The sequence below is a fragment of the Ruegeria sp. CF3 genome, from assembly GCF_056537365.1.
On record NZ_JBQFRK010000001.1, the window covers coordinates 274,779 to 291,637 of the forward strand.

The window sequence follows — 16,859 nt, forward strand, 5'->3', positions numbered from 1 at the left end:
GTCCAGCCAAGCCGCATTTTGTATACTGTATACGCAATCGGTTGGGAGATTTGGCAATGACGGGATACAAGGATTTCTTTGAGAGGATTGCGCGGATTGTGAATGCTCCACGCGAGGGAAGTATCAGCGATCTGGAGCTATCGGATCTCGGCCTGTCCCGCGCTGACTTGGCCATGTTGCGCTCTGGCGCGCCCAACGCGCGAGAGCGTATACTCTCGATGGCTAGTCAGTTTGGCCTGAGTGAAGATGATCTTAATGCCCATCCTGAGCTTGGCCTTGAGTTGGCGGAAAAATGTGGACATTGTCGCCAAGCAAAGACCTGCCGAGATGCAATTCGATCAGGCGTTCGCCTGCCTCAGGAAAAGTGCCCGAATTCAGGACTCTATGCGGCGCTTTCAGAAGGTTAACGCCCGCTTGGACTTTCTTTTGGGCTCAGTTTTCTTCGACCAGTGATCTTGAAACGATCAGCCGTTCCGAAATCCTTCATTCCAACACCTGCCGCAAATTCTGCAAAAACCGGCGCGTGTTTGAACAGATGTCCCGAGCAGCCTCCGGCGAACAGCACGTTTTCATGCTCGGGGTGCCAGTCGACAATAAAGTGCGTGTCTGGCGTCAGGATGATTTGGTTGAATTTGGAATCCACGACCCGCTCACCCTCAAGGCCCGGAAGACGATGACGGATATAGCTGCGAGTGCGTCCTAGCGTTTCCTGTCGGATTAGCCTTTCGTCATTGTCCAGATCGATCTTGTCCGGGATGACGACTGCCGCTTTTACCCCTGAACCCTCGGAGGAGGGCAGCCCGAATGAGCCCTGACCATGATCGATCCAGCAGGGCATTCGGCTCATATCGAACTCCTCGGACCCATCTGGCGTTGAGGTATAGAGGACATTCACACCAACCACCGTCGATATCGGCTTGATCGTCCTGGGGAACATGTCCGCCATCCAGGGGCCGGTTGAGACAATGATAAGATCAGCCTCAAGCGGCTTTCCATCCAGCATTGGGCGCTCTGATCCATCGGTGGTCACGCGACCGCGCTGTACGATCCCGCCCGCTCGACGAAACAGCTCAAGCCCGGTCAGGACACAGCGATGCGCCATCAGCATTCCGGCTTCGGGTTCGAACAGGGCGTATTCGATGTCAGGAACGCGAAACTGCGGAAATCGCGATTCGATGTCCTGCCGCCCGAACTTGTAGTAGGGCACACCAACGCGGTCGAAGGTTTCGGCTGTGGCGTTCTCCCAGTCGCAATGACCGCCTGTTGCAAGAATCAGCGCACCGCATTCATACATCAGGTTCTGGCCGCTCTCGGCTTGCAGTTCCAGCCAGCGCAGGCGGCTTTCGCGGGCCCAACGTGTATAGAACTCATCCCGCCCGGAAATCGCACGGATGACACGGTTGTAATCCGTTGAAGATGCACGGGAATGTCCCGGTTCCCAGCGATCTATCAAAGTCACTGCCTCACCACGTCGTTGCAGTGTAAGCGCCGTCATGACGCCGACGATGCCGCCTCCGACAACGATGACCGAGTTCTTGGACATGATGCAGATTTTCCTTGTTTATCGATTGTCTTTGTGAATACTGTATACAGAATACAACAATTATAAAGCCAAAAAACAGGGAGAGCGCATCAATGAGTTCGGGATTTGATCTGCCCGAAGGCACGCACACCGTCATACTTGGTGTGGGTGACCTCAACGGCATCATGCGTGGCAAGCGCATTCCGGCCAGCCACTGGGACCACGTCTGCAAAAGCGGCAATGCGCTGTCGATTGCATTGATGGCGATCGATATGACGTGCGACGTCTGGGATACGCCTTATGTCAATTTCGACAACGGCTACCCCGATATGCACGTCTTCCCAATGACCCAGCCCGTCGCTGTGCCGTGGGAGCCAGGCGTCGCTGTTTGCTTTGGTCGGGCGGAAGGTATGGATCACAAGCCTGTTCCGATCGATCCGCGTCAGGCGTTGGTGCGTCAAGTTGAACGGGCCCGCGAAATGGGGTTCGAGGTCAATGTCGGCACTGAACTTGAATTCTATCTACTGGATCCGGAGACCGGACAGCCGCGCGATAGCGGGATTCAGGTCTACGGTCTGGGCCGCGCCGCGCGTATGGAGCACATCGTTGGACCGATCCGTCAGCAGATCAACGAGTGCGGTATCCCAATCGAGCAATCGAACCCCGAATACGCTGCGGGTCAGATTGAGGTGAATATCCGTTACGGCGAAGCGCTGGCAGCGGCAGATCGTGTCGTCTTGTTTAAGTCGCTGATCCGCCAGCTGGGCATCGCCCACGGCTATCTGGCAACCTTCATGCCAAAACCGTTCTTCGATCAGTCCGGCAACGGCTTCCACACACACTACTCGCTTTGGAAAGACGGCAAGAATGTCTTTGCCGACAACGGCAAGATAAACGATACCGGCAAATCCTTCATCGCCGGGCTGCAACAACGCATGTGCGAAACGGCAATCTGTGGCAGTGGCACCGTCAATGGTTATCGACGCCGTCAGCCTTATACTTTCTGCCCGATCAACACGAGCTGGGGTTATGACAACCGAACCGTTGGTATTCGGGTCATTGAAGGATCCGACAGCGCGGTGCGCGTGGAAAAACGCGATGCTGGTGCGGATGCCAACCCCTACCTTCTGTTGGCTGCTGAGATTGCAGCGGGGCTGGACGGGATCGAGCAGGGCCTGGCTCCGTCAGAACCGACGACCGGCAACGGTTACGAAGAAGGGATCGGCGATCCGATCCCGACCGACTTGCCAACGGCGATCGAACTGGCGCGAGGATCCGAATGGCTTCGCGATCTCATGGGCGAAATGCTGTGGGAGTTGGTATTGCAACAGGCCGAGCGCGAGCTTGAATTCTTCAATCAACAGGTCACTCCGGTTGAGTTGGACCGTTTCCTGAGGACTTTCTGATGCATTTGGGCAAGGTCGCCGGGACCGTCACAGCCACGGCCAAAGACGCAAAACTGGTCGGTACGAAACTGCTGGTGACGGATTTGGTCGATAGCAAAGGCAAGGTGATCGAACCGGCGCGGGTCGCCGTCGACACCTGCGGTGCCGGGGTGGGGGATACGGTTCTGCTGGTCAACGGCTCGGCGGCGCGTATGGCCGCCGGTCTGTCCACCGCGCCCGTCGATCTGGCGATCATCGCGATTGTGGATCGCGTGTCCACGACCTGAACCAAGAACACCAAACATCTAAATTTCTTTGGAGGAACTAAAAATGGCGAAACCAGTGGCGGGGCAAATGGCCCTGGGCATGATCGAAACGCGCGGACTGGTCGGCGCGATCGAAGCGGCAGATGCGATGGTCAAGGCGGCCAGCGTTTCGATTGTCGGCCAAACCAAGGCTGGCGGAGGCCTAGTCACCACCCTTGTGCGTGGTGAAGTCGGCGCAGTCAAAGCCGCCGCGGATGCAGGTGCGACAGCGGCAAATAAAGTTGGTGAAGTCGTATCCGTCCACGTGATCGCGCGCCCACATGATGAACTTGAGGCCATAATCGACAGCCTTGGTGCTGGCTCTGCGGCTTAATCCGTCTGTCTTGAGGAGACGCTATGTCAGCCGGTTTCGAGGAATTCACACGTGCAGCGACACGTGGCTCAACCCGGGGTGCACCTGAACATCCCAAGCTCGACCGAATATCGGTGTTGGGCGGCGGGGCTGATGCGCGCCTGTTGGCCGCTCTTTGTCTTGCCGAAGGGGCTGAAGTCACCTTGTTTTCGGCCTATGGGGCCGAACTGTCGCTGTTGGCCCAGTCCTCAGGCATCTCGCTTCGCGGTGAAGGTCCGGTCGGGACCTATCAAGTCGATCGGGATGGGCCGTCGGTGCGCACAACCGCTGAGCTGGATGCAGCGGTGCGCGATGCACAGGTGATATTCCTGACCGGACCGCTTCACAAACAGCGCACGTATGCGATGGTGCTGGCCGATCACCTCAGCGACGGGCAAATCTTGGTCCTTGCGCCGGGACGATCTCTCGGGGCTGTGGAAACAGCCTGGTTGTTGCGGATCGGAGGCTGCGCGGCGGACGTCACGCTGGTTGAGGTTCAGGGTCTGCCATACTGGTTCCGTTCCGAGGGCGCAGCTTTGACGCTTTCGCAGGCGGCACCGATGGCTGCGGCAACCTTGCCGCGCGGTCGGGAAGAGGTTCTGGACGCCGTGTCCGCCTATTTGTCCAACGTTCAGGTGGTCGACTCGGTTTTGTCGTGCGGCTTCAACGATCTGTCGGCCGCAGTCGAGATACCTGCGCTGATCCTCGGCGGTGCCGCAATGGGGACAGGTGGTCCTGGCATTCCAATGGGTGGTGTTCCGCTTGAGGATAACCAGACGTTTGCGTCTCTGATTGGTCCGGACCAGACAGATGTCATTCAGGGTCTTGCAGACGAACGGCGACGCATTGCTGCTGCGTTTGGAGTTCGTAATCTGCCGGAGACAGGGCGGTGGATATCCACTTTTGCCGGCGCCGAACGTGGCTCGGGCGCGCGTCCGATCCCGGATCAACAAACGTCGCGCGGTATGATGCGGGATGGCGTGTTGGGCTCGCTTGTACCTTTGGTCTCAGCGGGTGAGCTTGCGGGTATCCCGAGCCCGCTGACGAACAGCCTGATCGCGATGTCCGACCGAATTTTGGGGGCGGATGTGGCTGCCGCCGGACGGCGCCTCGAAGCAATAGGGGTTTCAGCGGGCGACGTTGATCAAGCGCGCCGTATCTTTGACACCATCGTCACCGGAGCTTCTTGATGGATGCAGATCTGAAATCAATCGCCGCCGCACGGCGTGCCGCAGATAGCGCTTTCGAGGCTTATCGCGCCTTTCTGGGCACCGACCCGGCGCAGGTAGACGCAATAGTCGACGCCATGGCGCGCGCCATCGAGCCCGAGGCCGAACGGCTGGGGCAAATGGCCGTCGAGGAAACCGGATATGGGAATGTGCCGGACAAGCGCGTCAAGAACCTGTTCAACGCGCTTTCAGTCGCGGATTATCTAAGAGATGTGACAACGCTGGGATTGCTTTGGCGCGATGATGCGACAAAGATCGCAGCCTTCGGTGAACCGATGGGCGTTGTGGCAGCTCTGATCCCGGTGACGAACCCCACTTCAACCATCATCTACAAAGTGCTTTCTGCGGTGAAGGCAGGCAATGCGATCGTGTGTGCGCCGCATCCGCGTGGTGTGAGTTGTGGCATCGAAACGGTGCGAATTATGGCGCGCGTGGCTGAACAAATGGGTGCGCCCACGGGTCTAATCCAATGTCTGGATTCCGTGACAATTCAGGGCACAGCCGAGTTGATGAAACATCGCCGTACCTCGGTTGTGATGGCAACCGGTGGTCCTGCCATGGTCAAAGCGGCGTATTCCAGCGGCAAACCCACGCTCGCGGTCGGTGCGGGCAACGTGCCGTGTTACGTACACAAGTCGAAAGCACGCGATCTGGCGGAAGTCGCCGAGATGATCGTGACGTCGAAGAGCTTTGACTACGGGACCGCCTGCGTCAGTGAGCAGGCCGTCGTCGCTGATCCTGAGATCGCACGTGATTTGCGCCACGAGCTTAAATTGAAAGGTGCCTATTTCTGCACACCGGCCGAAGCGGATCGTCTTGCCGGGGTGATCTTCAAAGGCGTGCAGGCCATGGACCCTGAGAAGGTGGGGCAAAGCCCGCAGGCGCTGGCGGATTCTGCCGGTTTTTCCATCCCACCACGCACCCGGTGCCTTGTTTCGGAAGAGACAGAAGTAGGTTGGCAGCGCCCGCTGTCTGCAGAAAAGCTGAACCCCGTTCTAGCGTTCTACGCGGCGAAATCCACAGACCATGGGATCGAGCTGGCGCAATCCATCGCCAAGTTCGAAGGGTGGGGTCATTCCTCGGTCATCCATTCGGACGACCCTGAGATCGTGGCCCGTTTTGCCACCGTGCCGACGGGTCGGGTACTGGTGAATACACCGGGCATCATGGGCGGTATGGGATATTCGACTGATCTGGAACCATCCTTCATGCTGGGCACCGGCACGTGGTCCGGTTCGATCACTTCGGACAATGTGACGGCCCTGCATCTCATCAACATCAAACGGGTAGCCTATGAAAGCAGACCCTGGCGCGACATTTACGAGGAGTATGGCGCATGAGCGAGATTACCATCCGGGCGCTGATGCAGATCGACAACCTGCAACCAAAATTCGCCGCCTATAACGGTGCGACGGTGCAAGGGTCGGTGCCCTTGTCCGGGGATACGGTTTTGATCGGAGAGTTTGCGCCGGGTAACGGAGTATTCTCGCTGATCGACCGGGCGCTCAAGGCATCTTCGGTTGAGGCGACAACACAGATGGTCGAGCGCGAGTTCGGGTTTTTTATCTTGCGGTCTCCGTCGAATGCGGAGGTGTCCGCCGCGCGCGATGCGATGCTGGCCGAGCTCGGCGCAACAATGTCTGACCGGTTGAAACCGGCGATCAGTTCCACGCAGATTATCACCAGCGTCGAACCCTATCAGGCGCAACTGCTGAACAAATGGCGCAAGGGGGCTCTGATCGTTCCAGGGCAGACGTTGGGCATCGTCGAATGTGCCCCGGCTGCTTATATCTCGATTGCCGCGAATGAAGCGGAGAAGGCAGCAGAGATCGATATTGTCGAAGTGCGCGCCGTGGGGCGATTTGGCCGCCTGTTCATCTCGGGGTCTGAAAACTCGGTCAAGACCGCCGTCGAGGCCGCAACCCGCGCGATAGAGGCGGTGGACGGGCGAGCCAACTGATGGCAGCGCCGCGCGTTATAGGTTCAGAGGCGGTTGAAGATGCCCGCCGTCGCGGTCGGATCGTGTTTGAAGTCCTGCCCGACGATATCGTGACGGCCTTGGCACGCGAAACTGCCGAGCGTGTTGGCATAAAGCTTGTCGACGGACCGCTGGAAAAGCCACAACCAACGCGTACAGACGCTGCTATTTCAATGCAGCGGGTGTTGTATCGCCGCTCGCCAAAATGGGTTGCTCCGGTGCGTGCGAAACACAAGGCCCGAAGGCTTGGCAAACTTGCCATGATCGGGGCAGGGGGCGTCGGGGGCAATGTGGCGCATCTGGCGGCGATGCAGGATATCGCGGATGAGATCGCGCTGATCGATATTGCGCCCGGAATGGCCGCTGCTACGGCGTTGGATCTGAACCACACGTCAGGCATTACCGGCGCACGGGCACGATGTGTTGGTGGCGAGTCGCTGGACCTTGTGTCAGGGGCTGAGGTGGTCGTGGTAACCGCAGGCCGTGCCCGGCGTCCGGGTATGAGCCGCGCGGATCTGATCGACGTGAATGCGCGCGTGATCCGCCAGGCCGCTGAGGCCATACGCTCCGCTGCGCCTGATTCCATCGTCATCGTGGTGACCAATCCGCTTGACGAAATGACCGTAGAAATGCTGCGCGCAACCGGGTTCCCTCGTGAAAGAGTGCTGGGCATGGCCGGTACTCTGGACAGCAGCCGGTTTCGCAACGCCCTTGCTATGGCTGCGGGAGTAGCGCCCGCTGATGTCGAGGCCTTCACGCTCGGAAGCCACGGGGACGAGATGGCGCCAATCCCAAGCCGGGCCAAAATTAAGGGCAGGGCATTGGATGTGTTTTTATCGCCTGATCAGATTGAGGCTTGCGTTCAGGACGCCGTGACCGGCGGTGGGCAGGTAGTTGCCCTGAAGAAATCCGGTTCCGCAACCATAGCACCGGCGCACGCGTCGATCGAGTTGATCGACCATATCCGGGGCGCACGCACCGGCCCGGTTCCGGTCTCGGTCATGTTGCAGGGGGAATATGGCATCGATGGGGTTGTGCTTGGTGTTCCTGCCCATCTGGGGTCTTCCGGGTTGGTCGAAGTCGAGGAGTTGCGGCTGACCGATCAAGAACAAGCAGCCTTGCAGAAAGCGGCGGATGCCATCCGATCGAGGTTAGGCCTGTGACCCTCCGCATCTGGAAGTCAGGCGGGCGGTTCGAAGAAGTTGCGTCTTATTCCCGCGCAAAGCGCATCGGTCCCTTCGTTTGGGTCGCAGGGACCACAGCGATCGAACCCAGCGGGCGTATTCATGCGCCAGGAGATGTGGGCGCCCAGACAAAATACATTCTGTCCCGTATAGAAGAGGCGCTTAAGGCCGTCGGTGCCGAGATGCGCCATGTAGGCCGGGTTCGCGCCTATCTGACCGATCTGTCGCGCGCGGGTGAATTCGCGAGCGTTCACGGAGAGGTATTCAAAGATATCGATCCTGTTCTGACAGCCGTTCAAGCCGGGCTGACGCAACCCGGTTTGACGGTGGAAATCGATGTGGATGCGGTAATTCACGACGAAAACGGCGAAATCAGCGGAATCTGAACATGAGTCATCAAGAAAGGATTTGATCGAACTATCGTCTTGTGTACTGTATACAGAATACAAGAAGGGCACAATAAGACACAGGGAGCTAATGTGATGATCAAGACAGCGCTACTCAGCGGAACATGTATCGCGCTTGTGGCCTCGGCGGCCGCAGCTGAAATCAAGGTGGGCTTTATTGGATCTCTTTCCTCAGACACCGGTCTGTCGACGCTGCGTGGTGCAGAGATCGCGATTGAAGAGCTTAATGCGAATGGCGGCGTTATGGGGGAACAGATCACGCTGGTGTCTGCCGATACCGGTCAGGACCCGACTGAAGGTGTGCGGGCCTATGAATATCTGGCGGAAACCGAGGAAGTAGATTTCATCATCTCAGGCTCTATCGATGATGTTTCGCTGGGCTGGCTGCCGCGAATGCAGGAATACCGGATTCCGACGCTGGACACGTGGACGTCATATATCGGCATCATCGACATGGTGGTCGAAGATCCCGAAAGCATGGCACCATATTTCATGAACATCGCCTCAGACGAGGCGCTTGCCACGCTTTATATCAATTTCGGTGCGGATGTTCTGAAGGAAAAGATGGGTTGGGATTCCGTTGTCATTCTGGCTGAGGATACGGCATTTGGCGAAGCGATCACCGGATTGGTGACCGAGGCGCTTGCGCCGGTTGCGGGGATCGAGGTCAAGGACATCATCACCTATGATGTTGCCACCGTTGATTTCGCGCCGATCTTCAGCCGCGCGCAGGATACAGGGGCGGATTTCATCTACCAGGTCTCATCCGTAAATTCTCAGGTGGTCTCGTCGCAATATGTGAAACTGCAGGTGCCCATGGCGATGACAGGCGTGAACGTAGCTGCATTGGGTATGGAATATTGGGAAGACACTGGCGGAGCCGGGGGCGGCATCTCGACCCTGTCACCGATCCCGTCTGTAGGGTTCAAACTTGACCCGGCAAGCCAGACCTTTGTCGACACCTATCAGGCCAAGTATGACAGCCGCCCACTGCTGCCGCATTTCAATGGGTTCAACGCCTATCACGGGCTGAAGCAGGCCATGGCTGCCGCGGAAGAGGCGGGTGGCTTCGACAATGTCGAAGGCTGGGCCGATGCCATGAAGAAGCAGGATCTGGTTCTTGAGATGGATGGTCAGCTTTGGCTGCGCTATGCCTTCTGGGGCGATGATGAGGTCGAGCCTGTGACAGGCCGCACCTATCCCCACAACATTCGCTTTGATCTTTCCGAGCCGTTTGATGATGCGGCCCCGTCAATGGTCGTGGTCCAGTGGTACGAAGACGGCACTGCCGCAGTTGTGTACCCCGAGAAATACGCGACGGGCGAGTTCACGCTGCCCAGCTGGGTAAAGCCATAAACCTGCCCCAACCATAGCTTGAAACGGGTGCGCGGCGACGCGCACTCGCAGCCAAGGATCCACACATGTTGCAGATACTGATTCAGGGGCTTTTGCTCAGCGGTCTCTACGCGCTCATCGCTATGGGGTTCACGCTGATCTTCAGCATAGGCCGCGTTCTGAATCTCGCCTATGGCGCCTATCTGATGGTCGGCGGCTACATTTACTTCTGGATATCGCAGTCACTTGGTATGCCTAAGCTTATGGGGGTTGCCGTGGCCGCTGCGCTGGGTGTGCTGATGGGAGTTCTGAAGTACCGTTTGATTGTCAAAACGCTCAAAGGGGATCACGTGGCCGTCGAGATTTCGACGCTGATCCTTGCGGTCGTCATTCAGGCCGGGATCGTTTTGGTCTTTGGCGACAGCAGCAAAATCCTTTTGCCGATTGTTCCCGGGGTGATCAATGTGGCCGGGGCCTCGGTCACGTATAACATCCTGATTGCAACCCTTATTAGCTGGGCAATTCTGCTAGGGCTCTATGCCTTTGTGCGGCTCACACATACCGGACGGGCGATGCAGGCGGTGTCGATGGATGCTAAAGGCGCTGCAATTTCCGGGATCGATCCGGATCGCATCAATCTGATCACCTGGGGTATCTCTGGCGCATTGGGCGCAATCGGAGGCGTCTTCTTTGCCAGCTACACTCAGCTATCGCCATCCATGTGGGTGGCTCCGCTAATCATTTCGGTGGCTGTGGTTATCGTTGGCGGGATCGGATCGATCCTGGGCACTTTGGTGGTGGCGCATATTGTGGGCTTCCTCGAAGTCATCGTTGTGGCGACGCTTGCACCTGAGTTGCGCGGTGTTTTCACGATGCTGTTGATCATCGGGGTGCTGGTCACGCGACCGCAGGGCCTGTTCGGCCGAGAGGAGCTGTGACGATGGGGCTACGCTGGTTTCACTTTGCACTCTGGGGTGGCTTGATCGTCGGAATGTTCCTGCTTCCGCAATTCGTCTCGAACGGGACGATGCGCACGATGATCTTTGCCAACTACCTGGCGATCTTCGCTATCAGCTGGGACGTGTTGTCTGGCCGAACAGGCTATGTGAGCTTTGGTCATCCGTTCCTGATCGGTATCGGGGCCTACACCACGGCAATCCTGACCAAGCGCTTTGACGTCGCTGTCGAAATCTCGATCCCGATCGCCGTACTTGTTACCATGATCGCAGGCCTATTGGTGCTGCTTCCAGCGCTGCGTATACGTGGAAGTTATTTTGCGCTCGTCACGCTGGCGTTCATGGAGTTGCTCTACCAACTGGTTCAGGTCATTCGCCCGGATCTGACTGGCGGAACGCGCGGCATGTCGGGTATTCAAACTCTGACGCGCGGCGCGGCGAACGGGTATTACCTGTCCACGACGCTGATGTTGGCAATCGCCGTCAGCATGTGGCTTTTGATGAAGACGCGACTAGGTACGGCCTTGTCTGCCATCGGAATGAACGAGGAAAGTGTGCGCGGTTCGGGCCTCAGCACCACGCGCCTCAAAGCTTTTGCCTTTCTGACAAGTGCGATGATCGCGGGCTTGGGTGGTGCCTTCTACGTTCACTATCTGGGATCGCTCGCGCCGCGTGCGTTGTTTGATATTAACTTCCTGTTCACAATCATCGTTGCGGCACTTCTGGGGGGAACCTCGACCATCATTGGCCCCATGATCGGCGCGTTCTTCATGACATTCCTGTTGGAGTATCTGCGACCGGTCCTTCCTGGCGCCGAACGGTATTTCGTCTACGGAGCCATAGCGCTGCTCCTCTATATGTATCAGCCGAAAGGCATTGTTGAGCTGGTTCGGCGTGGTTTCAAAGGCCTGGGCAAGGGGCGGACGACATGAGCGTGGCGTTACAGGTTTCAGGTCTGGTAAAACGTTTCGGCGGATTAGTCGCGACGAATGATCTTTCGTTTTCTCTCAAAGAGGGCGAGTCGCTTGGATTGATCGGTCCCAACGGGGCAGGCAAGACGACCGTGTTCAGCCAGATCATGGGTGAGTTGCGGCAAAACGGCGGAACGATCGAACTGTTCGGACAGGAAATCTCGACGCTGTCGACCCCGCAACGCATTCGGGCCGGGGTCAGCCGAACCTATCAGATCCCACGCCCGTTTGGTGATATGAGCGTTGCCGAAAATATCCGGGTTGGCCTAATGCCCGACAATATCTGGCAGATGATCGTCTCACCCCCAGATAAAGAACGTGAGCGAGAGCTTGCGCTCAGCGTCGGGTTTACAGAAGCGGATTTGAAACGAGCGCCAACAGAACTGGCCATGGGTGATCTGCGTAAACTTGAGATGGCGCGCACAATGGCAACCGCGCCCAAGGTGATGCTGCTGGATGAAGTGTTTGCGGGTCTCACCACAGGAGAGATCGCCCAAATCTCTGATCTCATTCAGTCGATGCGCAAAGATGGGATGACTTTTCTGATCGTCAGCCATGACTTGCCTGCGCTTGAGCCATTGGTCGACCGTGCGATCGCCATTGAACGGGGCACGATGATTGCCGAGGGCTCGTTCAGCGAAGTCATGAACGACAAGGCTGTTCAGGCCTCGTATCTGGGGGGCGCGTAATGTCTTATCTGGAAATCGAAAACCTGTCGGCATTCTATGGCAAGGCGCAAGCGCTGACCGACATCTCGATCACCGTCCAACCCGGTGAGATTGTCGCTGTGGTGGGTCCAAATGGGGCTGGAAAATCGACCTTGCTGGACAGCATCATGGGGCTAGTCAAAATCGAGGGCGATATCCGGCTCAGGGGGCACAGCCTTGCCGGTCGGACGCCTTCCGAAATTGTACGACATGGCGTGGGTTATGCGCCCGAACGCTTCAACCTGTTTCCCTATATGTCAGTGCGTGACAACCTAATGGTCGGTGCCTTCACGGCCCGCGAAGACATCCAGAGCAATCTGGCAATGGTACACAGCCTGTTCCCGCGTCTCGAAGAGAGGGAAGGGCAGGAGACCTCGACCCAGTCGGGCGGGGAACGTCAGATGGTCTCGTTCGGACGCGCGCTGATGACCAGCCCCGAGCTGTTGCTCGTCGACGAACCGACGATTGGTCTGGCCCCAAAAATCTGTCACGAAATCGCCGAGGTGGTGCGCAAGCTCAACAAGGAATACGGGCTGACAGTTGTAATCACCGAGCAAAACGCCAATTTCGCGCTTTCGCTTGCGAGCCGGATTTACGTGCTCGAGTCAGGACGCATGCAGACATCAGGCACCGCAGATGAGTTGCGGAATGATAAGCGATTGCTCGAGGCTTACTTTGGCGGTCACTAATAGCCGCTCAAAAGCGGTAAGTCGCGCCAATCAGTGGACCGGATTGGTCGAACTTGAAATCGTTTCCGTCGATGTCGTGGTCGAATGAGATATAGCGGTATCCACCGCGGATCAGCCAACGATCATTAATCGCATAGTCGGCTGTCAGCAGAACCTGCCATGTCTCGCTGCCACTGCGGAAGCCGCCATAGTCTACAAACCCAGTTCCTGACCATTTGTCCGAGAACTTGACGCGTGCGCGGGCCCCGATCACGGGATCGGTCCAGCTTGAATCAACCGTTGTTCGACGGCCGGGGGCCGCGCCTGGTTGCAATTCAAAGTCGGTTTCCGTGCTGAACCACCTGAATCCACCGACAATATCCACATTCGCGGTTTGATCCTCGTAGACCCTATAGCCGACATAGCCGCTGAGAAATTGCGTGGTAAAGGATGTGTCCAAGCCTGAGCTGGCAGGGCCGGGAGTGTCGCTGCTGAAAGACAGATTGGTATAGTTATAGTCGGCCAACAGGGACCACCGGCCATTTGTGGCGGCAAACGCGGCCATGAAAGCAAAATCGAGATTGTCCAACGCATCGGAAAAACTCAGGGTGCCATCCAGTGTACCCATCGGTGTGCTGAGTGAGGTCTCAGTTTCCGGCATGAAAAGATAGATTGAGGCCTCATATGACCAGTCCGACTGTTGGGCCAAGGCCATTGGTGCCATCGAACCTGCCATTGCGAGGCCAAGCGCCAATCCTGTCCACTTTACTGTCACATCCATTTTTCCGTCTCCCGCCAAGAACCTTGAATTGAAATTCCGTTGTCGCCTCATGCCAATCTAGCCAAGCGCATTGTTCGTTCTTTCATGCTGCCACGTCTTCGGATTTGCCTGCGCCGTCACCGACACGATTGATATCGGTGCTGGGAAAAAACTCGGACCAGACATGCCAGAACACGCCTGCGCGCAGGGTTTCGACCCGTTGCAGTTGGCCCTGATCAGACATTCCCCAAAAGTCACATTGGGTCACTGGCTGACCGCTGTCATTGTACCAAACACCCAAGCTTTCAAATTTTGGATCGAGGCTGACGACGATATCCCGCCCGCCGACACGCGCGTTGACGATCCAATCGTTGTCGACAACGAAATCGTCGGTCCAGCAGGTGGCATCCTGTCCGATTGTGATCCCCCAGACATAGGTTTTATTCGGCAGCCGATTGTCCGAACGGTCCATGTTGTCCATCACCGGAGCCTCTTCCTGATGCTGGCGGCCAATGCCCCAGCCGAACGTGATCTCGGTCATCATGTCCAGCAGCCGCAGCAAGGGGTTTGGGGAGGGTTTGTTCAAAAACACCTCGCCTTCCGGGAAAGCCTTTTGAAATCCACGGAAAGTCATCCGATAGGTTGGCCAGGGTGTCATCTGCGCTTCGGGCCGCAGAGGGCACGCGAGACCGTGTGCATTTGTGTCACGATCCGCTTCGCGAAAACCGTATATGTGCTGGATGGGCTCGCCAGTATCGTTGTCCCGCAGGATCAGGTTGTTGCCATGCTGGGCGAGAACCTCAAGGTTCAGCCGTTTGCCTTCGATGCTTGGCGCATAGCCCTGACCGAGATTGGCCATGGCGCAATAGGTCATCACGACGTCTTCTCCGCCCAGCCCTTTGTCGTCGCCCGCCAAATGTGGGCGCATGATTTGTGCATCAGGATGGGCTCGGGCATGGCCGTCATTCTCAATCACCATCACGGGGGCAGTCGGCCCGACATATTTGCGGGCCTCGTCGATGGGAAAATACTGCGCGTCATTTAGCTGATTTCTCAGACCTAGATGAACCCAGACATAGGGAAAGCCATAGAGAAGTAGAGCAAGTAAAGCGGCAATGAGCCACAGCCAGAACGGCCCGGCTCCCAGGGCGAAATGCGCGAGCGTTGCGAGAGCAAATGCGCCCAACCCGATGGCAATCAAGCGGTATTCATTGCGGATGAAACGCACCATATTCTCGCGCTTTACCTTCAACAGCATCTGGGACACGTCGCCCAAATCACGGAAGTAGACGAACCCGATCCCAAGTGATCCGATTAAACCCAGTGCGAATAGGAGTAATCCAAGCATGTGATGATCCTAGAAACTTGAGTGAATGACGACGGCGACACCGTGCTATTGCTGCGGGGATTGGCTTTTGATCAGGAAAGCCTCGACCGCTTGTTGGGTTTCGGGGCGCAGGTTCTCGATCCCTTCATAGGGCACGCCATACGCGGGTGGCGTGTCGGGGAATTTCTCTTTGCGGGCCATGTGTCGGCCAAGGATGCGTGCGAATTCCTGCCCGCCCCAGGCGCCAACCTCGGTCGAGACTGAATATTCCTCGCGCGTGTCCCGGTAGAGATCAAAGAACTTTGCCAGAATGGCGCTTTCCCCGGCTCCCGGCAGTTTGAGCTTAAGCTGGTCCTTCACGATCGCCTCGGGTTTGTTCACCGAATAGATGATCACGTGATCTCTGCGCGCTTTGGCTTCGTCCGCAAACAATAGCGCTGCGGATTGATCGACGCCATCCACCAGACGATCTCGCGGGATGTATTGCTCGGCCCCCGCAAAACGTGAAAGCGTTGTATATAGGTCCGACACGTGAATGATGCTGTTCAGCAAACCATCTGCCTGAATCATCCCCGGCCAGCGAATAAAGGCATCGACCCGAACGCCGCCCTCGGTCGTATCCCCTTTGCCACCAGCATATATCATCGGAGTATAGCCCGATTGCGGGGCGTATTTGGTAAAGTGGCCGTTGTCCCCCATAACGATGACGATGCTATTCTCGCTGACCCCCAACTCTGCCATGCTGGCGAACAAATCACCCAGCCATTGATCCAAAAGTTGCATCTTGTCGACATAGAGACCGCCATTCGCGCTTTCGGGACCAGAACGTCCGGCGCGGGTATTATCCAGAGGGATCATCGGCCAATACTGCAGGAAAAAGGGGGTATCGTCGCTGGCAAGACGTTCAAGCTCTGACAAGGTTTTGTCCTGAAAGGCCTGGTTCATCTCATCGTATTTGGCCGCATTCCAGCGCTCACCTGACTCCATCCGAATTTCGCGAATAGGACCGCCTGTTTCGCCTTCGATGACGGTCATCATCGCTGAGGCGTCCGGCCTGAACCAACCGTCCAACGTGTATTTGTCATCATAATCTCTGATCGCGACCGAGACCTGCTCTTTGATTGCATCATCATTAAAGATCGTCAGCTGACCCTGCTGGTGAATGGCGTGCTGCGCATAGTCAAAGCCTTGGTTCATCGCCCAACTTTCCGCGATATCCCCCATGTGCCACTTGCCAACATGGCTGGTTGCGTAACCAACCTGTTTCAGCACTTCGGCCAACGTCACTTCCTCCCCCGGCAGGCCAAAGCCGGCAATATCAACGGTGGTATCACCCATTCCCATGCGTACAGGCAGCCGCCCCGTCATTTGGGCGACGCGAGTAGGGGTGCAAGAGGGTTCGGTATACATCCGAACCATGCGCATCGCGTCGTCGGAGAAATCGTTGATATTCGGCGTCGAATAACCCCGAACGGCGTTCAACTCGGGTATCCCCATGTCGCCGAATCCCAGATCATCGATCAGAACGCTGATGATGTTCGGTGGCTTGCCGTTGTTGCCTTCGCGAAATGCAGCCAGGGCTTCATCCACAGCCATATCATCCTGAGCCCATTGCTCTGCGCGCTGTGCTTGCAAGATATAGAATTCGGCATCGTGTTGGATTGGGTTTTCTTGCGCGAACGTGCTGCGCGCGGCAAGGCCGACGAATAAAACCAATACCCCTGAAATCTTCATTCGATATCCCCCGATCGTGTACTGGGCGGAACGCAAACA

At 57.1% G+C, this 16,859-nt stretch carries 18 protein-coding genes; 14 read left to right on the forward strand and 4 right to left on the reverse strand.

Translation table 11 applies throughout. The features are described from left to right. Window positions 1-56: 56 nt before the first annotated feature. The gene (locus ACR0KC_RS01360; protein WP_170510714.1) at window positions 57-407 is read left to right on the forward strand and encodes a hypothetical protein; all 351 of its coding nucleotides are present in this window, start codon (window positions 57-59) and stop codon (window positions 405-407) included. Here the strand turns inward: ACR0KC_RS01360 and ACR0KC_RS01365 are convergent. Further along, window positions 404-1,543, reverse strand: coding sequence for an FAD-dependent oxidoreductase (locus ACR0KC_RS01365; protein WP_170393278.1), 1,140 nt, complete (start codon window positions 1,541-1,543; stop codon window positions 404-406). The two genes, ACR0KC_RS01360 and ACR0KC_RS01365, sit on opposite strands and share 4 nt — an antisense overlap. A 92-nt stretch (window positions 1,544-1,635) precedes the next feature. On the opposite strand from ACR0KC_RS01365, the gene ACR0KC_RS01370 reads away from it, so the two are divergent. From ACR0KC_RS01370 to ACR0KC_RS01430, 13 genes are all read left to right on the forward strand, one after another. Beyond that, the gene (locus tag ACR0KC_RS01370) at window positions 1,636-2,928 is read left to right on the forward strand and encodes a glutamine synthetase family protein (protein ID WP_480791079.1); all 1,293 of its coding nucleotides are present in this window, start codon (window positions 1,636-1,638) and stop codon (window positions 2,926-2,928) included. Continuing rightward, complete coding sequence (locus ACR0KC_RS01375; RefSeq protein WP_170393276.1) at window positions 2,928-3,194, forward strand: EutN/CcmL family microcompartment protein; 267 nt, start codon at window positions 2,928-2,930, stop codon at window positions 3,192-3,194. The genes ACR0KC_RS01370 and ACR0KC_RS01375 overlap by 1 nt, the downstream gene beginning before the upstream one ends. Before the next feature lie 43 nt (window positions 3,195-3,237). Continuing rightward, the gene (locus tag ACR0KC_RS01380; RefSeq protein WP_170393275.1) at window positions 3,238-3,546 is read left to right on the forward strand and encodes a BMC domain-containing protein; all 309 of its coding nucleotides are present in this window, start codon (window positions 3,238-3,240) and stop codon (window positions 3,544-3,546) included. A 23-nt stretch (window positions 3,547-3,569) separates the two neighbouring features. Continuing rightward, window positions 3,570-4,754 carry a hypothetical protein gene (locus ACR0KC_RS01385; protein WP_480762381.1) on the forward strand — a complete coding sequence of 395 codons (1,185 nt, stop codon included), beginning with the start codon at window positions 3,570-3,572 and terminating at the stop codon, window positions 4,752-4,754. Then, on the forward strand, window positions 4,754-6,133 hold the full coding sequence (locus tag ACR0KC_RS01390; protein WP_170662353.1) for an aldehyde dehydrogenase family protein: 1,380 nt from the start codon (window positions 4,754-4,756) through the stop codon (window positions 6,131-6,133). The genes ACR0KC_RS01385 and ACR0KC_RS01390 overlap by 1 nt, the downstream gene beginning before the upstream one ends. Continuing rightward, entirely contained in the window at window positions 6,130-6,753 is a 624-nt protein-coding gene (locus ACR0KC_RS01395; protein WP_170563025.1) for a BMC domain-containing protein, read from the forward strand. Before ACR0KC_RS01390 ends, ACR0KC_RS01395 begins: the two co-directional genes overlap by 4 nt. Beyond that, window positions 6,753-7,934 (forward strand): malate dehydrogenase, encoded by a 1,182-nt coding sequence (locus ACR0KC_RS01400; protein WP_170662355.1) that lies wholly within the window; start codon window positions 6,753-6,755, stop codon window positions 7,932-7,934. The genes ACR0KC_RS01395 and ACR0KC_RS01400 overlap by 1 nt, the downstream gene beginning before the upstream one ends. Further along, complete coding sequence (locus ACR0KC_RS01405; protein ID WP_480561597.1) at window positions 7,931-8,341, forward strand: Rid family hydrolase; 411 nt, start codon at window positions 7,931-7,933, stop codon at window positions 8,339-8,341. The genes ACR0KC_RS01400 and ACR0KC_RS01405 overlap by 4 nt, the downstream gene beginning before the upstream one ends. 96 nt (window positions 8,342-8,437) lie before the next feature. Further along, window positions 8,438-9,718 carry an ABC transporter substrate-binding protein gene (locus ACR0KC_RS01410; RefSeq protein ID WP_170393270.1) on the forward strand — a complete coding sequence of 427 codons (1,281 nt, stop codon included), beginning with the start codon at window positions 8,438-8,440 and terminating at the stop codon, window positions 9,716-9,718. Window positions 9,719-9,783: 65 nt separating this feature from the next. After that, window positions 9,784-10,635, forward strand: a complete 852-nt coding sequence (locus tag ACR0KC_RS01415) for a branched-chain amino acid ABC transporter permease (protein ID WP_170510277.1) — start codon at window positions 9,784-9,786, stop codon at window positions 10,633-10,635. 2 nt (window positions 10,636-10,637) lie between these two features. Beyond that, a complete protein-coding gene (locus ACR0KC_RS01420; RefSeq protein ID WP_170393268.1) occupies window positions 10,638-11,585 on the forward strand; it encodes a branched-chain amino acid ABC transporter permease in 948 nt (315 codons plus the stop codon). After that, the gene (locus ACR0KC_RS01425) at window positions 11,582-12,313 is read left to right on the forward strand and encodes an ABC transporter ATP-binding protein (protein WP_170393267.1); all 732 of its coding nucleotides are present in this window, start codon (window positions 11,582-11,584) and stop codon (window positions 12,311-12,313) included. The genes ACR0KC_RS01420 and ACR0KC_RS01425 overlap by 4 nt, the downstream gene beginning before the upstream one ends. Further along, entirely contained in the window at window positions 12,313-13,020 is a 708-nt protein-coding gene (locus ACR0KC_RS01430) for an ABC transporter ATP-binding protein (protein ID WP_170393266.1), read from the forward strand. Before ACR0KC_RS01425 ends, ACR0KC_RS01430 begins: the two co-directional genes overlap by 1 nt. 7 nt (window positions 13,021-13,027) lie before the next feature. Here the strand turns inward: ACR0KC_RS01430 and ACR0KC_RS01435 are convergent, their stop codons facing one another. From ACR0KC_RS01435 to ACR0KC_RS01445, 3 genes are all read right to left on the reverse strand, one after another. Continuing rightward, entirely contained in the window at window positions 13,028-13,780 is a 753-nt protein-coding gene (locus ACR0KC_RS01435; protein WP_255612112.1) for an outer membrane protein, read from the reverse strand. Between the two features lie 82 nt (window positions 13,781-13,862). Beyond that, window positions 13,863-15,107, reverse strand: a complete 1,245-nt coding sequence (locus ACR0KC_RS01440) for a DUF3179 domain-containing (seleno)protein (protein WP_480704653.1) — start codon at window positions 15,105-15,107, stop codon at window positions 13,863-13,865. A 45-nt stretch (window positions 15,108-15,152) separates the two neighbouring features. After that, window positions 15,153-16,820: a sulfatase-like hydrolase/transferase gene (locus tag ACR0KC_RS01445; RefSeq protein WP_480704655.1), complete on the reverse strand. Its 1,668-nt coding sequence runs from the start codon at window positions 16,818-16,820 to the stop codon at window positions 15,153-15,155. Window positions 16,821-16,859: the final 39 nt, after the last annotated feature.

Bases quoted from the DNA above. Each gene is read 5' to 3' on its own strand.
- ACR0KC_RS01360 (WP_170510714.1), top strand. From the start codon at position 57: ATGACGGGATACAAGGATTTCTTTGAGAGGATTGCGCGGATTGTGAAT.
- ACR0KC_RS01365 (WP_170393278.1), bottom strand. From the start codon at position 1,543: ATGTCCAAGAACTCGGTCATCGTTGTCGGAGGCGGCATCGTCGGCGTC.
- ACR0KC_RS01370 (WP_480791079.1), top strand. From the start codon at position 1,636: ATGAGTTCGGGATTTGATCTGCCCGAAGGCACGCACACCGTCATACTT.
- ACR0KC_RS01375 (WP_170393276.1), top strand. From the start codon at position 2,928: ATGCATTTGGGCAAGGTCGCCGGGACCGTCACAGCCACGGCCAAAGAC.
- ACR0KC_RS01380 (WP_170393275.1), top strand. From the start codon at position 3,238: ATGGCGAAACCAGTGGCGGGGCAAATGGCCCTGGGCATGATCGAAACG.
- ACR0KC_RS01385 (WP_480762381.1), top strand. From the start codon at position 3,570: ATGTCAGCCGGTTTCGAGGAATTCACACGTGCAGCGACACGTGGCTCA.
- ACR0KC_RS01390 (WP_170662353.1), top strand. From the start codon at position 4,754: ATGGATGCAGATCTGAAATCAATCGCCGCCGCACGGCGTGCCGCAGAT.
- ACR0KC_RS01395 (WP_170563025.1), top strand. From the start codon at position 6,130: ATGAGCGAGATTACCATCCGGGCGCTGATGCAGATCGACAACCTGCAA.
- ACR0KC_RS01400 (WP_170662355.1), top strand. From the start codon at position 6,753: ATGGCAGCGCCGCGCGTTATAGGTTCAGAGGCGGTTGAAGATGCCCGC.
- ACR0KC_RS01410 (WP_170393270.1), top strand. From the start codon at position 8,438: ATGATCAAGACAGCGCTACTCAGCGGAACATGTATCGCGCTTGTGGCC.
- ACR0KC_RS01415 (WP_170510277.1), top strand. From the start codon at position 9,784: ATGTTGCAGATACTGATTCAGGGGCTTTTGCTCAGCGGTCTCTACGCG.
- ACR0KC_RS01420 (WP_170393268.1), top strand. From the start codon at position 10,638: ATGGGGCTACGCTGGTTTCACTTTGCACTCTGGGGTGGCTTGATCGTC.
- ACR0KC_RS01425 (WP_170393267.1), top strand. From the start codon at position 11,582: ATGAGCGTGGCGTTACAGGTTTCAGGTCTGGTAAAACGTTTCGGCGGA.
- ACR0KC_RS01430 (WP_170393266.1), top strand. From the start codon at position 12,313: ATGTCTTATCTGGAAATCGAAAACCTGTCGGCATTCTATGGCAAGGCG.
- ACR0KC_RS01435 (WP_255612112.1), bottom strand. From the start codon at position 13,780: ATGGATGTGACAGTAAAGTGGACAGGATTGGCGCTTGGCCTCGCAATG.
- ACR0KC_RS01440 (WP_480704653.1), bottom strand. From the start codon at position 15,107: ATGCTTGGATTACTCCTATTCGCACTGGGTTTAATCGGATCACTTGGG.
- ACR0KC_RS01445 (WP_480704655.1), bottom strand. From the start codon at position 16,820: ATGAAGATTTCAGGGGTATTGGTTTTATTCGTCGGCCTTGCCGCGCGC.